We start from the raw sequence: 15,460 nt of genomic DNA, 5'->3' as shown, positions 1-15,460 counted from the left end.
TTATAAGTAGCTAATTCAGTTAATCTTATGTAGCCTATAAATACTCTTTTTCTATATGAAACTTTTACTACTTCAGCTATTAGTTTGCATATATTCGCTTATACCTGGTCAATGGACCGACTGGCAGGAAACAGGAATGACTGCTTGTGGCCCTGTGCTGATTAAATTTGATGTAAGTCCGGATAGTGATGCAAGTGGCGCTTACGAAATAAAAATAAATGGGACCCCCGACTCTGCCTGCGTAATTGTACTGCGTTCTTATTTTACTACTACCGCTGGTAAGGAACTATACGACGAAGTAACGCTGAGCAGTAAAACGCAGTGGCAAAGCAAGCAACAGGAACCTGCCGACAGTATTGCAGCCTTTGTTCGTACCGAAATTGTTTCCTCTACAGGATGCTCCTGTATAGAGGATACCAGCAGCTCCGGTGCCGGCAGTCTCAATACGCCAAACATGCCTGGGGTTTCCGCTGAACCTGCCGATTCGAATGCGGCTGCTGCCTGGACTCAGGCTTCTCCTTCTTCCTTGGAGGATGCCGCTCCGGACACGGCAGCAGTTACAGTGCCTGCTCCTGGTAATGCGGCTTATTCTCCGGATTCGGCCCCGCTGCTTCCTGCGCAACCCGCCGATACGGTGTCTGCTGATGCCTGGGCCGATTTGTCTGACTTTTCCTGGCGGGAAGAGGAGGACAGCATAACAGTTGTCAGCCCCGACACGACGGATGCATGGGCAGCGGCGGCTTCGCTTCCGTTAGGAGGAATGGCTGACAGTGCAGCAGTTGTTTTGCCCGATACCACCGATGTGTGGGCAGAAGCACCTCCCTTGCCACCGAAAGAAGAAAGCAATCCCGCTGCTGTGGTACCTGATACTGCTGCTGTAGTTTCTGAAGTAGCTGCAGTTCCTCCTGTTGCTACTGTGCCGCCTGCCGCTACAGCTCCGAAAGAAAAGCGGCGCATTGTAACCAACGATTTCTGGCAGATTGCCCGCGATTCCGCTTCCCTGCTGCAGGTAATGGCCGACCAGGTGACAGAGGACCGCTTGTTAAAAATAATGACGCAGGAAGAACTGGATTCCATCCGCGTTAACAGCGACCCCTTTATTTTAGAAGGATTACACACCATTGCCGATGCCTTCGTCAGGATAGATGAAGCTAAACTGGCAAGAGGCAGCGTTGCGGCTACTGCCAGGCAGGAGCTGGATCTGCTGGAAGAAAAGCAGCAGATTTTTATGGAGAAATACACCAAGCTCGTGAAGTCGGGCCGCTACGGGTTAAACTACTGCAGCGCGTGCTATGGCAGCCCCATCATATTCAGGCCCGACGGCTATCCGCCTTTCGAGGCCTGTGGCGAGTGCAAGGGAGGAGGGTATCACCTTACCTATCATGGAAATGCCAAACCGAACACCATTGAGTATCTTTATTTTGCGGAACTGCTTCCCTCGCCGGACTACCGCAAACCAACCCTGAAGCGGATAGCTGAAAATCCCGCCAATTTTGATTATGAGAATGGCATATTTAAAACTGAAGTGGAAGAGCTGTCTGCTGCCAGGAGTCCCTATTTCTTTGTGTGCATGTACTACAAAGGCGATGAACGCACACATAACAGGATGTTTATTACCGAAATCATCAGTAAAAAAGAACATGATATGTTTGCCGGTGCCGGAAAAGCCGGCGTGAAACTTCTGCTGGAACCATTTTTGCCGGAAAGTGCAAAGAAACCCGATGAGGTATATATCTGGGAGTTTAATAGTTATGAAGATGCCTACAACCGCAGCATCGTTCCGTTGCACCGGGCCGGTGTGGTAGGCTTCGAAATAGAGGTGCTCCAATACAAATAAAGTTTACTGCTGCTGTCACCACACCCACTGCTCCTCCCGGTTATGTCCTGTACGCTGCTGCAGGACATTTTTATTTACTGCAGCTGCCACCACACCCGCTGCTCCTGTAAATTAAAGTATATGGGGTTTGGTTTTGGTGAAATGGGCGGAAGTTTTACCTTTGAATAACTTAAGAGTATGTTTAAACTTTGCCTTTTGTGCTGCAAATTGCCCATAAAGGAACCTGACTTCACATTTTTTTCGCCCCATAGCGCTGCTATGACGCTCAAAAACTGTTTCGTCAGAACCCTTTCTGAACAATTTTCGCTTACAAAAGCAAAATTTAACATACTCTAATCTGTCATCATTCAAAACAAACGCATAAAATCATGAGAAAGAAAATTGTTGCCGGTAACTGGAAAATGAACAAGACCTACGAAGAGGCCCTTTCGCTGGTATCGGAAATAGATAACATGGTGAAAGACGAAGCAACCGGCGATGTAACCGTCATTGTAACGCCGCCTTTCCCGTACCTGCAGCCTGTAGGCAAACTGACACAGGGCAACGACAAAATGCACCTGGCGGCACAGAACGTGAGCGAGCACGAGAGCGGCGCTTTTACCGGAGAGGTGTCGGCGGCCATGCTGAAATCGGTAGGGGTGGAGTATGTGCTCGTAGGCCACAGCGAGCGCCGCATGTACCACCACGAAGATGAGCAGACGCTGTACAAAAAAATGAAGATGGCCCTTGCCCAGGGCATACAGCCGATCTTCTGCTGCGGCGAGCCACTGGAAGAAAGAGATGCCGAGCGCCACTTCGACTACGTAGGCAAGCAGCTGCACGACAGCCTGTCTTTCCTGAGCAACGAAGAGTTTGACCAGGTGGTGATTGCCTACGAACCAATCTGGGCGATCGGTACAGGCCGTACGGCCAGCAGCCAGCAGGCCCAGGAGATGCATGCCTATATCCGGGAGCAGCTTTCGCGTATGTTCGATGCCAAGGCAGCTTTCAATACCAGCATCCTGTATGGCGGCAGCTGCAACCCCGGCAACGCAAAAGAGATATTTGCACAACCCGACGTAGACGGTGGCCTGATTGGAGGAGCATCGTTGAAGTCCAGAGACTTTTTAGATATTATTAAGTCTTTTTAGGATAAAATAACGTTAAATAAAATTAATACAAAAAAAGGCTGTTGATACGTACTATCGACAGCCTTTTTTTCGTAAAATTAATATATATTTGGAAAATTTTCGCTTATGAATATCATAATAATCCTATTGTTGCAGGTGTTTGCCTTCACGGTGCGTCCCGTTGCTCCTGCACCGGCCGCTCAGCCAGTGGCTATACAAAAAGATTACTGCCGCATCTACGGCTCTGTGTACCTGGAGCGCGACCCGAAGTACAAAAACACGGCAGCCTATACGGTTTATATAGAAAAAGAAGATGCCTTTGCCAACATGATCGTGTACCGCGAAAGCAACAAGCTTTTTGCCGATGCAACAGCCGTGTGGTACATCACGCCTAAAAAAGCCTTTGCCGACCACGTGCTTTACGTAACCGAAAACCGCAACCTGGCTCAATTTTCAGTTTATTTCACCGATGCCCGCGCGTTTGCGGAGTGCCGGCAATAGCAATACCCATGGATTATATAGAAGTAACCATACAGGTAAACCCGGAATTTTCCGACATCCTGGTAGCCGAATTGGGCGAGTTAGGCTTTGAAGCCTTTGTAGATACAGAAGATGGTTTTAGCGCCTATATCCTGGAGCACCTGTTTGAGCAGGAGGCCCTGGACGAAGTGCTGCAGCGCTATGCGGAACTGGTGCAGGTAACGTACCAGGTGCAGCAGATTGCCCGCCAGAACTGGAACGAGGAATGGGAACGCAATTTTGAGCCGCTCTATATCGGCGATAAAGTTTCGGTTCGGGCCTCTTTTCATGAAGTGCCGGAAGGAGCCGCTTATGATATCGTCATTAACCCGAAAATGTCGTTTGGTACCGGCCACCACGAAACCACCACCCTCATGATCGAGAACCAGCTGACCCTCGACCATACCGGAAAGCGTGTGCTGGACATGGGCTGCGGCACAGGCATACTGGCGATCATGGCTTCCAAACTTGGCGCAGCCGATGTGGTGGCAGTAGACATAGAAGACTGGACGGTAGAGAACGCGCGGGAGAACGTGCAGCAGAATAATTGTGCGGCTATCGAAGTAAAGTTGGGTGGTGCGGAACAAATTCAGGGAGAAAATCCTTTTGGCGTTGTGTTGGCCAATATTAACCGAAACGTGTTGCTCGAAGACATGCCTGCCTACAAAGCAGTGCTGGCGCCGGGCGGGTGGCTGGTGCTGAGCGGTTTCTATACCGAAGACCTGCCCATGCTCCGGGAGCGCGCAGCCAAATTGAATCTTAATTTTATTTCACACCGGGTTAAGAATAACTGGGTTTCTGCCATTTTTCAGGATAGCTAATTCTTTGTATATGAAGCATAAACTTTTACTCTTTTTCTTTTTTCTTATCACACTGGGTGCTCAGGCACAAAACAAGCTTTCCGATAGTCCCGCAGATTTTATAATAGATGCGAAAGCTTTAGTTATTTCAGGAAAGGGAGCAAATGCAGAAAAGCTTGCCGCTGACCTGGAGATGGCCTGGCAGAGCGGCAAACTTGCTTCTAAGCAACAGCAGGAAATTATCAGCATTTCGCAGCAGATGCTGCGCAAAAAGCTACGGTCGCGCCCGCACTTCGAGAATTTCTTTAGCATGTTGGCCAATGGTGTTAATGTGCAGAACCTTGATGCCCGTGCTATCGACAACATGCTGGAGGTAACAGCGAAAGCCGTAAAACAGGACGATGCTGCCACGCTGGACCGTTTTATGGCCACATCCGCTCTTTTCCTGGCGTCCAAAGAACTGCAGCAGAACAAATTTATTAAGCTCAGAGTGTCCGGAGGGCAGTTCAGCTTTGCCTACGAAGGAGGACCTGCCGCTAAGGCCGATGCCAAAGCAGCCGAAAACAACGGCGGCGAGTGGGACAACTTCTCCTGGGACGACGAAGTAGCAGGTAAGGAAAGCACAGACGATGGCTGGGGAACCGTTGAGGTAGCCCCGAAAGCCGCAAAGAAAAAAGAAAAGTCGGTAGAAAGTGTAAAGAAACTTTTTGTCCCGGCACAACCTGCTGTAAACGGACCTGCCCTGAAACTGGAGAATGTAGTGCTTACCTTTGTAACACCCTTCGACTCTGTGAGCATTCAGCAGACAAGCGGGCAGGTAGCGCTGGCGCACAACCTCTTTGTTGGTGAAGGAGGCTCTTACGAGTGGCAGGTAGCGGGCAGGCCTGTAAGCGCAGTTTTTAAAAAATACAACTTCGATATTACCAAGGCAGCGTTCCGGGTGCCGGATGCCACGCTTACCTATTCCGAATTCCTGGAAAAGCCGATCGAAGGCAGCTTCGAATTTAAAAGCCAGAAGCGCGGCAGCAATGGCGGGAATGGCTATCCTAAATTCGCTTCGTTTACAAACAATGCCCTGCTCAATAACCTGGGCGACAACATTGCTTATACCGGTGGCTTTTCGCTGTCCGGGAACACACGGGGCAGCAACTGCCTGGATGGCAGCTTGTCGCAGATTATGGTGTCGGAGGCTGGGGTACGTAAGTTTCGCGCCAAAGCCCGGAACTTTGCCATGAACGATTCCCTGATCACGTCTTCCCTGGCTGCTGTTGCTATTTACCAGGAGAAAGATTCCCTGTCGCATGCGGCCATCCAGTTCGAATATTCAAAACCAGCCAGAGTAATTACCTTAACAAAGAAAGAAGGCCCTTATGGAAAAGCCCCTTTCTTTGATACCTATCATAAATTTGAGATTGCAGCCGAGCGTGTTATCTGGGACCTGGACAGCCACCTGATCAATTTCTCAACCATCAATACCAAAACGCTTATTCCGGTGCAGTTCGAGTCGGTCGATTATTTTTCCAACAGCAGGTTTCAGCAGTTGGTTGGTATATCCGACTTTCACCCTTTGCGGCCGCTGATAGCTTATGCTGCGAAAGCCCGGAAAAAAGAATTTTTTGTTTCAGAAGTAGCGGATTATACCAAGATCAATGAAAAAGCATTAAAAGGGGCGGTGCACGACCTGTCGTACCAGGGGTTCCTGGATTATGATGCTAATTCCGGCTACATCATACTAAAGGAGAAAGCATGGCATTATGTAGGCGCAGCGCAGGCGAAAAATGACTACGACCACCTGGTAATCAGATCGGTGGCGCCTTCGGGCCGTAATGCAATCCTGGATCTGGAGTCAAAAATAATCGAAGTACATGGCGTAGAAAAAATAACCTTCTCCAGCGATGCAACCGGTGTTTACCTGGTGCCTGACAATGGCATTATCCAGATTCTGGCCAACCGGGATATTAATTTCAACGGGCAAATATTTGCCAACCAGCTTGCTTTTAGTGGTACAGACTTCAAATTTAATTATGAGAAGTACATGATAGACCTGCAGCAGCTAAAAAGCATGTCCGTTCTTTCCAACAATTCCAAGGTTAATGAGAAAGAAGGGCCTAACCAGATGGTATCGAAAAGTGCGGGTAAGTTATCCGGGCAGCTTTACCTGAACAAGCCGGACAACAAGTCGGGCAAAGAGAAGCTGTATGAATATCCAAAGTTCGAGGCGTTGTCGGGCGGTCAGTTAGGCTTTTCCAGCAAGCAGGTTTTAGGTGGCGCTTACGACAGCACCGTGTACTTTGAAATGTATCCGTTTAAAGTAGACAGCTTAAGTAACGTGCGGCAGGGTTCGGTTGGCTTTAAAGGAAAATTCTATTCCGGTGGTATTTTCCCGCCTTTCGAAACAGATGCTGTCCTGATGCCGGATGGCTCCATGGGGTTTGTATACGATGCACCGCAGGCAGGGTTGCCGGCTTATGGTGGCAAAGGCATGGTGTACGATACCATCTCGCTCAGCTCCAAAGGGATAGAGAGCAAAGGGAAATTGAAGTACCTGACTACTACGCTGGAGGCCCCTTCCTTTACATTTTACCCGGACTCGGTCGTTACAAAAGAGGGCGCTGTGTTAACGATGGCAGGCCAGAAGCTGAACGATGCCGGATTTCCTATGGCTTCTCTTGCCGGTTACACCATGAAATGGCTGCCAAAAGCAGATACCATGTATGTGAACACAGTATCAGCGCCCATGACCGTGTTTAAGGAAAACTATACCTTTAACGGCCTTCTCAAACTCTCGCCCGGAGGTATGTTCGGGAACGGTGAAGTAGACCATGCCGTGGCAAAAGTTACAGCGCCTGTTTTGGCTTTCGGGGAAAAAAGCTTTTCCGGTAAGAACGGCATATTCCTGGTAAAGTCGGGCGACGAAGAGCGTCCGGCGCTGAAGGTGCAGGATGTGAGCCTGGAGTATGATCTGGCGAAAGGAAGTGTTGATTTTGCGATTGAAAAGCAGGGTGCAGCCAGTATCGAATTCCCGCAGGCCCAGTACAAAGCATCGCTGAAAGGCGGCCGTTGGGATATGAACAAGCAGAAGGTGAGCCTGAAGGCAAGTTCCGAAGACGGTACAAGTTACTTTTATTCGCTGCACCCGCAGCAGCAGGGGCTGCGCTTCCTGGCGGCCAGCGGCGAATACGACCTGAAAGGAAATACGCTGTTGGCTGGAGGTGTGCCTTACATTGCAGTGGGTGACGCACATATTCTGCCCGATAGCGGGAAAGTGGCCATCGCTGCCGATGCTACCATCAAAACCTTACGGAATGCCAGTATCGTTGCCGATACCCTGAACCAGTTCCATAAGCTGTATGCCGGTAATATCGATATTCTGTCCCGCAAAACATTTACCGGAGATGCGCTTTACGACTACAAAAATTCGGCAGGCGAAATCTATAAACTGCACTTCACCGACTTTGTTTACAACGCTTCTCCCGGCACTAAAAATCCTGTAACGCATTCTGTTGCCAGGATTGACGAAGCAAAACCGATCTTCATACTGCCGCAGATTCTTTACCACGGCGATATAAAGCTGCATTCTTCGCGTAAGAACCTCGATTTTGACGGTAACCTGAAGTTAAAGATCGGAGAAGCTGATACAGACTGGTTCCCTTTTAAGCGCGACACGCTGGACCCGGAAAATATGCGGATTCCCATCCTTAACCCAACCGCAAGCGATGGCGAACCACTCCGAATCGGCTTGCATGCGTCTGCAACATCGGCCAAACTCTACAATACCTTTGTGTCCAGGAAGCAGGATAAGGAAGACCTGGATATGTTTTTAGCCGACGGCTACCTGGCCTACAACAAGGAAACGAACGAGTTTAAAATAGGAAAAGAGAATCGTGCCTTTGGCAATTCCTTTGAAGGCAATGTACTTACTTACAACCAGGCCACCAAAATACTGGGGCTGGCAGGCAAGATAAACCTGCTCAAACCAACCGATAAGTTTGGCGTAGAAGCAGCCGGTATCGGAAGAGCCAACCTCGACAGTGCCCTTTTTGCGCTGGATGTTATCATGGCCTTAGACCTGAATATTCCCGGGCAGGCGCTGGATGCCATGGCGCAAACCATAAAAGAAAATTCCGTGAGGTGGGAAGTAAGGTACAATGGAAACGATGACCTGCTTTATAAGCTCGGCGGCTTTATGAGTAACAAGGACATTGAGAAGTACCGTGAAAAAAGCACCATGCAATTTGTGCCCTTTTATGATGCGTCCTCTAACCTGGCGCGGAGCCTGCTGCTGAGTTCCGTAAACCTGCAGTGGTCCGACAAGCACAAAGCCTGGTACAGTGTCGGCAAAATCGGGTTTGCCAGTATCGAGAAAGAAGACATAAGCAGTGAACTGGAGAGCTACCTGGAAGTACGCCACGATATGAATGGCGAGCCGGTGCTGTCGCTGTACTTCCAGGTGAACCAGTACAACTGGTACTACCTGAATTTTGAGCAGAACGGCCTGGTGCTGGTTTCTTCTGACGATAAATTCAACAAGATTATAACTTCAAAAGCACGCGGACGCCGGGGAACTTCCACCAAATACGGCTTCTATCCTGCAGAGTCTATTGATAAGGATGAATTTATTAAGCATTTTAGAACCAGTTACCTGAAAGGCGTGGAGGAAGTAGCCAAAGGACGCAGAAATTAATTTTTTTTCGGAATACCGGCAGCGCTCATTCCCGGTTTCGGAAACTCCGATAACCACACCGTAGCGCGGGAACGTATACTGCCAATATAGGATGCACTGCTTCCGGTTTTGGATATTACATTTATATTTTGCTATATTTGGTTCCTTTTCCGGTTGAGGTCGTCTGCCTTTTATTGTACTTAGGGTATAGTAATAGTGGCTCGAAAATAAAATACTAGTTCATGGATGTACTTTTGATAGCTGTACTGTTAGTAGCTGCTTACCTGATTGGCTCTATATGTACTGCCGTGTGGTTAGGAAAATCGTATTACGGCATCGACATACGCCAGCATGGCAGCGGAAACTCTGGCGCTACCAACACCTTCCGGGTGTTAGGGAAAAAGCCGGGCACGATTGTGATGCTTATTGATATCTTTAAAGGATGGGCTGCTACCTCGCTGGCCAATCTGCTGGTTGTGTTTAGTGCAATCGAAGCAGATAACCTTATTTTTTATCAGCTGATCATGGGAGCCCTGGCGGTGGTAGGCCATATCTTCCCGGTGTATGAGAAATTTAAGGGCGGTAAAGGCGTAGCTACTTTGCTGGGCATGATGCTGGCCATTCAGCCGGAGGTGGCGCTGCTGTGCACCGTTATTTTTGTGATTGTACTGTTTACATCAAAATACGTGTCGCTGGGCTCTATGATCGCAGCCCTGGCCTTTCCGGTGCTGATGCTGCTGCCCCGCTTCAGCCCCGATAACCCGATCCTGATCATCTTTGGTTTTGTGCTTTTTGCGGTGGTCGTGCTCACGCACCGGAAGAATATCAACCGCCTGCTGCACGGCGAAGAAAGCAAAGCCAACATCCATCTCGGAAAGAGAAGATAAATACCGTAATAGTTAAACTGCCTGAAATAACAGGGCAGCCAAATTAACAGAAGCCACCTTTTTGCAGAGGTGGCTTTTTTGTATATTTAACCAGACAACACCAGAACTATGATGAAAAACTATATCTCCGAAAACCAGGACCGCTTTATCCAGGAGCTGCTGGACATGCTCCGGATTCCTTCGGTAAGCGCTGATCCTAAATTTAAAAATGATGTGCTGAGAACAGCTGATTTTGTTGCCGGCAAGCTAACAGAAGCCGGTGCCGATAAGGTTGAGATTTGCGTGACAGGCGGCTACCCGATCGTGTACGGCGAAAAGATAGTAGACCCGCAGCTGCCTACGGTGCTGGTGTACGGACATTACGATGTGCAACCCGCCGACCCTTACGAACTCTGGGATTCGCCGCCGTTTGAGCCGGTGGTAAAGCACGAGAAAATTTACGCACGCGGCGCCAGCGACGACAAAGGCCAGATGTACATGCACGTAAAAGCCTTCGAGGTGATGATGCAGCACAACGCATTGCCCTGCAACGTGAAATTTATGATAGAAGGGGAGGAAGAAGTAGGCTCCGACAACCTGGGCACTTTTGTGAAAGAAAATAAAGACCGGCTGCAGGCCGATGTCATCCTGATTTCGGATACGGGTATGCTGGCCAACGATGTACCTTCCATCACCACAGGCTTGCGCGGCTTAAGCTACGTGGAGGTAGAAGTAACCGGGCCAAACCGCGATCTGCACTCCGGTATGTACGGTGGTGCCGTGGCTAATCCCATCAATATCCTGTGCCGGATGATCGCCTCGCTCCACGACGAGCACAACCGGATCACCATACCGGGCTTTTATGATAACGTAGTAGAGCTCTCGAAAGAAGAACGGGAGGAAATGGCGCGCGCACCCTTCGACCTGGAGAAGTATAAAAAAGCACTGGACCTGCAGGAGGTGCACGGCGAGGAAGGCTATGTAACCATGGAACGAACTTCCATCCGACCCACCCTGGACGTGAACGGCATCTGGGGCGGCTACACCGGAGAAGGCGCTAAAACTGTGATTCCTTCCAAAGCCTTTGCCAAAATATCCATGCGCCTGGTACCCAACCAGTCGCCGGAGGAGATCACCGAAAAGTTTACGCAGCATTTCGAGCGTATCGCGCCCAAAAGTGTAAAGGTGCTCGTAAAGCCGCATCATGGCGGAGAGCCGGTGGTTACGCCAACCAACTCGATTGCCTACCAGGCAGCTGCCATGGCTTACGAAGAAACCTTTGGCATTAAACCGGTGCCGGTGCGCAGCGGAGGCTCCATCCCGATTGTAGCCATGTTTAAATCAGAGCTCGGTATCGATTCGGTGTTGATGGGTTTCGGGCTGGATGCTGATGCCATACATTCGCCAAATGAAAGCTTTGGGATTTTTAATTTCCTGAAAGGGATCGAAACAATCCCGTTGTTCTTCAGGAATTTCGCGGAAATGAGTAAAAAGCGGTAAGCCTTTTTCAATAACAGAGCAGCGGCTGTGGTGGCAGGGGCAGCAGAATATTTTTGATGGTTGAGCTATTATTTTATTCTGCTGCCCCTGCCACCACAGCCGCTGCTGCTTGCAAAAGCAGCGCTACAGCATTTTCCGGTGCGACAGCACATACCCGACCGAAATCTGCCATACCTGGTTTTTCTGCGTAAGTCCATCTGCTGAAAAAGTGCGGAAGCCACCTGTATGGCGCGCACTGAGCAGGAAGCCGTTGGTCAGCAAAATGCCGGCTCCAATGCCATACCCGTAATCGAACGAGTTAAAGTTGCTGCGGTCGTAGTGCTGCTGCCCCAGCACCACCGGATCGGTTGAGCCGGCAGTACTGCGGTCGATGCGGTTCACATCGCTGCCCACGCTCAGCAGGTAGGCAATATACGGGCCGGCTTCTACAAAAAGTGCTCCTTTGCGCAGCTGCACCATCACGGGCAGCTCCAGGTAGTTCAGGCGCACATCACCTGAAAACGATTCGGTATCGCTCACTTCGTAGCCGTCGTAGGTGAAGCCTTTCTTTACAAAGAGCAGTTCGGGCTGCACCGCAACAGCCGAAACAAAATCATAATTTAAGAGGAAGCCAGCATGCAAACTGGCATTGGTGTTTACCCGCCTGGAAGGAATATCGTCGCCTGTCGCGTTTGTAACGCCGCCTCCTGCTTTGGCGCCAACCCGGAGAACCTGCGCGTTGGCAGCCAGTACCGGCGACATCAGGATGAATAGTAGTAGGATTGCCTTTTTCATGTTATCAGAAAACTAACTGTTTATTCTGGGTTGTACTGGCCTGCACCTAAAAGGTTAGCGGGTGTGCAGAAACAACAAGAGCCGCTACGTTGCTGTAGCGGCTCTTGTGAAAGTGTAAGTAGGATTGTTAATTTCCGGAAGGGATCGTTAATCCTAAGGTGATCATGAATACCGAGTGGCGTGCATTGGTCACATCCCCATCAAAGTTCATATCATCCTCCACAAAATCTTTCAGGCTACCATTGTAGCGTACGCCAACGCTAATGCCGTTGTTAGAGGCAAAGCCAATACCGGCGGCATAACCAATCTCAAATTCTGATAAACCTGCTTTGCTTTTTTCGTCTGACGTAGAGCTTTGCAGGTTGCCATTGTAATATGTTTTGGTTTTGTTGTTCACACTTAGCAGGTAAGAAGCCTGGGGGCCTGCCTCAAAATATAACGGACCGGCCTTTACTCTGGCTAAAATCGGGAGGTCTATGTAGCTGTAATTTACCTTTCCTTCCCTGGTTCTTGTGCCACCTAAAACAGGTAACGGTGATTCCTGTGTCTCGTTAAACTTAAAACCTTTTACCGAATACAGCAGCTCGGGCTGAATAGAGAAAAAGTCTTCCACGATCGGAAAGTTAAAGATAGCGCCTGCATGAAGGCCTACTTTGTTTTCAAATAAATCTTCGTCGCGTAAATCGCCTGAAAGATTAGAAATGTTGGCGCCCACGCGCACACCCACAGTAGCCGACTGAGCATTTGCTGTATAAACACCAGCTACCATGCAGATCAATAAAAGAAGTTTTTTCATGTTATATGAATTGTTTTAACTGTGTGATTAATACGTAAGATGGCATTTTTTTATTTGAGTTTTTTGAAATAAAATTCATGACCAATACGTAAGCAGTTGACAGTAAGATGAATAAATTGAAATAAAAAATTTTTACTATATTTTCTGGAATAGCAATATTTTAATTTATCATAAATTAAGTTCAAATTTGTCTTTTTTAGTTCTCTGCACCTGCCACCACAGCCACTGCTCCTGGTTTATAAAAATCAGGCTACGTGTGTTGCACAGAAGAAGGTAAAACAGGGGCATAAAAAAACCTCCTGCCTTGTTAAAAGGAGGAGGTTTCTGATTTTATTCGTTCCGGGGCTAAAACTTTATTTTCACCGACACATCCATCAGCTCACGTACTGCCTGCTCAATGGCATCGGGGTCGTAGCCTGCTTCGCGCTGCAGCTGCAGTTGCGAACCATGCTCAAAAATCCGGTCCGGTATGCCCAGGCGTTTTACTTTGGCGGTGTAGCCGTAGTCTACCATAAACTCCAGCACGGCACTTCCGAAGCCGCCCTGCAGGCAGCCGTCTTCCACGGTTATTACTTTGTCGTATTTAGTAAAGATGTGGTGCAGCAACTCCTCGTCGAGCGGTTTGGCAAAGCGCATGTCGTAGTGGCCGGGCGTGAGGCCTTCGTAGCTCAGCTTCTGGCACACGTCCACCGCATAGTTGCCGATATGCCCGAAGGTCAGGATGGCTACTTCTTCGCCTTCCTGGATCGTGCGTCCTTTGCCTATTTTTAGCAGTTCCAGTGGCGTGCGCCAGTTTGGCATAACGCCTTCGCCGCGCGGGTACCGGATGGTAAACGGACCAGCGCCTTCCTGCGAGGCCGTATACATAAGGTTGCGCAGTTCCTGCTCGTTCATAGGGGCCGCCACCACCATGTTCGGGATGCAGCGCATATAGGCAATGTCGTAAGCGCCGTGGTGGGTAGGGCCGTCGGCGCCGGCAAAGCCTGCGCGGTCGAGGCAGAAAACCACGTGCAGGTTCTGCAGGCACACATCGTGCAGCACCTGGTCGTAGGCACGCTGCATAAAGGTGCTGTAGATGTTGCAGAACGGCACCAGTCCCTGCGTGGCCAGGCCTGCAGAAAACGTAACCGCATGCTGCTCGGCTATACCCACATCAAACGCACGGTCGGGCATGGCTTTCATCATAATGTTAAGCGAGCAGCCCGAAGGCATGGCAGGCGTCACGCCCATTATCTTCTCATTCTGCTCAGCCAGCTCTACCAGGGTATGGCCAAACACGTCCTGGTACTTAGGCGCCTGCGGCTTGTCGTACTGCACTTTGTAGATCTCGCCGGTAATTTTATCGAACAGGCCGGGTGCGTGCCATTTGGTCTGGTCTTTTTCGGCCAGGGCAAAGCCTTTGCCTTTGGTGGTGAGGCAGTGCAGGATTTTCGGACCCGGAATGTGCTTCAGGTCTTTGAGAACAGCTGTCAGGTGATGAATGTCGTGGCCGTCGATGGGGCCGAAGTAGCGGAAGTTCAGACCTTCGAACAAGTTACTTTGTTTCAGGATGGCTGCTTTCACACCCGCCTCTATCTTGGCTACAATATGCCGGGCATCCGGTCCGAACTTGCTTATCTTGCCGAGTATATTCCAGACCTCGTCGCGCATTTTGTTATAGGTGCGGGAGGTGGTAATGTCGGTGAGGTATTCTTTGAGCGCGCCCACATTCGGGTCGATGCTCATGCAGTTGTCGTTGAGCACTACCAGCAGGTTGGCGTTGGCTACGCCGCCGTGGTTCAGGGCCTCGAAGGCCATACCGCCTGTCATGGCGCCGTCGCCTATTACGGCAATGTGCTGGCGGTTATTCTCGCCTTTATATTGTGAGGCTACCGCCATGCCCAGTGCCGCCGAAATGGAGGTGCTGGAGTGGCCTACGCCAAAAGCATCGTACTCGCTTTCCTTGCGTTTCGGGAAGCCGGAAAGGCCGCCGTATTTGCGGTTGGTATGGAAATTATCTCTGCGGCCGGTTAATATTTTATGCCCGTAGGCCTGGTGCCCCACATCCCACACCAGCTGGTCGTAGGGCGTGTTAAACACATAATGCAGTGCCGTTGTGAGCTCTACCACCCCCAGGCTGGCGCCAAAATGCCCGCCATGGATAGAGACTACATCAATAATATATTGCCGCAGTTCCTGACACACTTGCAACAACTGCTCTTCCTTCAGCTTCCGCAGGTCGGCAGGTTTGTCGATGGAGGCAAGCAGCTCTCCGGGTTTGATGATCATAGAATAGCCTTTATAGATCTCAACAATTTTTCTCCGTAAAAGTTTGCACTGCAAATGCTGTTTTTCCGGACAGAATGTAAAGGTAGTAAATTTAAGAATAAGAGTAGCCTTTTTGTCTTCTGCGAGATATGTTACCAGGCTATTCAAAAACCAAAAGCATCGCTGCAATTGGTTCGTGCTGGGCAAGTTAGCAATTGGCTGCAGTTGCGCCTGTGCCATTTGCGGCCGTGCCCACCTGTATACAACTTCTCCGCGAAAATAGTTTGATTTCTATGTATCCGGATGCCTGCAGATGTGGCAGAACAAGTGCCTGCAATCAACCGAAAAT

General features: G+C 49.7%; 10 protein-coding genes. 7 read left to right on the top strand and 3 right to left on the bottom strand.

Going from position 1 to position 15,460, the window contains the following annotated elements:
- Nucleotides 1-55: 55 nt before the first annotated feature.
- The 7 genes from DCW36_RS05815 (at nt 56) to DCW36_RS05785 (ending at nt 11,294) form a co-directional block, all read left to right on the top strand.
- Nucleotides 56-1,837 carry a hypothetical protein gene (locus DCW36_RS05815; protein ID WP_125185084.1) on the top strand — a complete coding sequence of 594 codons (1,782 nt, stop codon included), beginning with the start codon at nt 56-58 and terminating at the stop codon, nt 1,835-1,837.
- Between the two features lie 368 nt (nt 1,838-2,205).
- Nucleotides 2,206-2,967: a triose-phosphate isomerase gene (gene tpiA, locus DCW36_RS05810; protein ID WP_114777408.1), complete on the top strand. Its 762-nt coding sequence runs from the start codon at nt 2,206-2,208 to the stop codon at nt 2,965-2,967.
- A 105-nt stretch (nt 2,968-3,072) separates the two neighbouring features.
- Nucleotides 3,073-3,447 (top strand): DUF6150 family protein, encoded by a 375-nt coding sequence (locus tag DCW36_RS05805; protein ID WP_240676071.1) that lies wholly within the window; start codon nt 3,073-3,075, stop codon nt 3,445-3,447.
- Between the two features lie 8 nt (nt 3,448-3,455).
- On the top strand, nt 3,456-4,286 hold the full coding sequence (gene prmA / locus DCW36_RS05800; RefSeq protein WP_114777407.1) for a 50S ribosomal protein L11 methyltransferase: 831 nt from the start codon (nt 3,456-3,458) through the stop codon (nt 4,284-4,286).
- A 10-nt stretch (nt 4,287-4,296) separates the two neighbouring features.
- On the top strand, nt 4,297-8,949 hold the full coding sequence (locus tag DCW36_RS05795; protein ID WP_128396953.1) for a hypothetical protein: 4,653 nt from the start codon (nt 4,297-4,299) through the stop codon (nt 8,947-8,949).
- Nucleotides 8,950-9,170: 221 nt separating this feature from the next.
- Nucleotides 9,171-9,815, top strand: coding sequence for a glycerol-3-phosphate 1-O-acyltransferase PlsY (gene plsY, locus DCW36_RS05790; RefSeq protein ID WP_114777405.1), 645 nt, complete (start codon nt 9,171-9,173; stop codon nt 9,813-9,815).
- A 111-nt stretch (nt 9,816-9,926) separates the two neighbouring features.
- A complete protein-coding gene (locus DCW36_RS05785; protein ID WP_114777729.1) occupies nt 9,927-11,294 on the top strand; it encodes a dipeptidase in 1,368 nt (455 codons plus the stop codon).
- Between the two features lie 123 nt (nt 11,295-11,417).
- On the opposite strand, the gene DCW36_RS05780 is transcribed toward DCW36_RS05785, so the two are convergent.
- From DCW36_RS05780 to dxs, 3 genes are all read right to left on the bottom strand, one after another.
- The gene (locus tag DCW36_RS05780; protein WP_114777404.1) at nt 11,418-12,068 is read right to left on the bottom strand and encodes a porin family protein; all 651 of its coding nucleotides are present in this window, start codon (nt 12,066-12,068) and stop codon (nt 11,418-11,420) included.
- A 127-nt stretch (nt 12,069-12,195) separates the two neighbouring features.
- The gene (locus tag DCW36_RS05775) at nt 12,196-12,864 is read right to left on the bottom strand and encodes a porin family protein (protein ID WP_114777403.1); all 669 of its coding nucleotides are present in this window, start codon (nt 12,862-12,864) and stop codon (nt 12,196-12,198) included.
- Nucleotides 12,865-13,209: 345 nt separating this feature from the next.
- Nucleotides 13,210-15,132 (bottom strand): 1-deoxy-D-xylulose-5-phosphate synthase, encoded by a 1,923-nt coding sequence (gene dxs, locus DCW36_RS05770; RefSeq protein WP_114777728.1) that lies wholly within the window; start codon nt 15,130-15,132, stop codon nt 13,210-13,212.
- Between the last annotated feature and the right edge of the window lie 328 nt (nt 15,133-15,460).

Origin of the sequence: Botryobacter ruber, assembly GCF_003347595.2 — a bacterium.
In the GTDB taxonomy this organism is placed as follows: domain Bacteria; phylum Bacteroidota; class Bacteroidia; order Cytophagales; family Hymenobacteraceae; genus Pontibacter; species Pontibacter ruber_A.
Note: the sequence above shows the minus strand (reverse complement) of the source record. Positions and strands in the feature narration are given on the sequence as shown.

Excerpts from the sequence above, each read along its gene's own strand:
- DCW36_RS05805 (WP_240676071.1), top strand. The coding sequence starts at position 3,073 with ATGAATATCATAATAATCCTATTGTTGCAGGTGTTTGCCTTCACGGTG.
- DCW36_RS05815 (WP_125185084.1), top strand. The coding sequence starts at position 56 with ATGAAACTTTTACTACTTCAGCTATTAGTTTGCATATATTCGCTTATA.
- DCW36_RS05785 (WP_114777729.1), top strand. The coding sequence starts at position 9,927 with ATGAAAAACTATATCTCCGAAAACCAGGACCGCTTTATCCAGGAGCTG.
- dxs (WP_114777728.1), bottom strand. The coding sequence starts at position 15,132 with ATGATCATCAAACCCGGAGAGCTGCTTGCCTCCATCGACAAACCTGCC.
- prmA (WP_114777407.1), top strand. The coding sequence starts at position 3,456 with ATGGATTATATAGAAGTAACCATACAGGTAAACCCGGAATTTTCCGAC.
- DCW36_RS05780 (WP_114777404.1), bottom strand. The coding sequence starts at position 12,068 with ATGAAAAAGGCAATCCTACTACTATTCATCCTGATGTCGCCGGTACTG.
- DCW36_RS05795 (WP_128396953.1), top strand. The coding sequence starts at position 4,297 with ATGAAGCATAAACTTTTACTCTTTTTCTTTTTTCTTATCACACTGGGT.
- tpiA (WP_114777408.1), top strand. The coding sequence starts at position 2,206 with ATGAGAAAGAAAATTGTTGCCGGTAACTGGAAAATGAACAAGACCTAC.
- DCW36_RS05775 (WP_114777403.1), bottom strand. The coding sequence starts at position 12,864 with ATGAAAAAACTTCTTTTATTGATCTGCATGGTAGCTGGTGTTTATACA.
- plsY (WP_114777405.1), top strand. The coding sequence starts at position 9,171 with ATGGATGTACTTTTGATAGCTGTACTGTTAGTAGCTGCTTACCTGATT.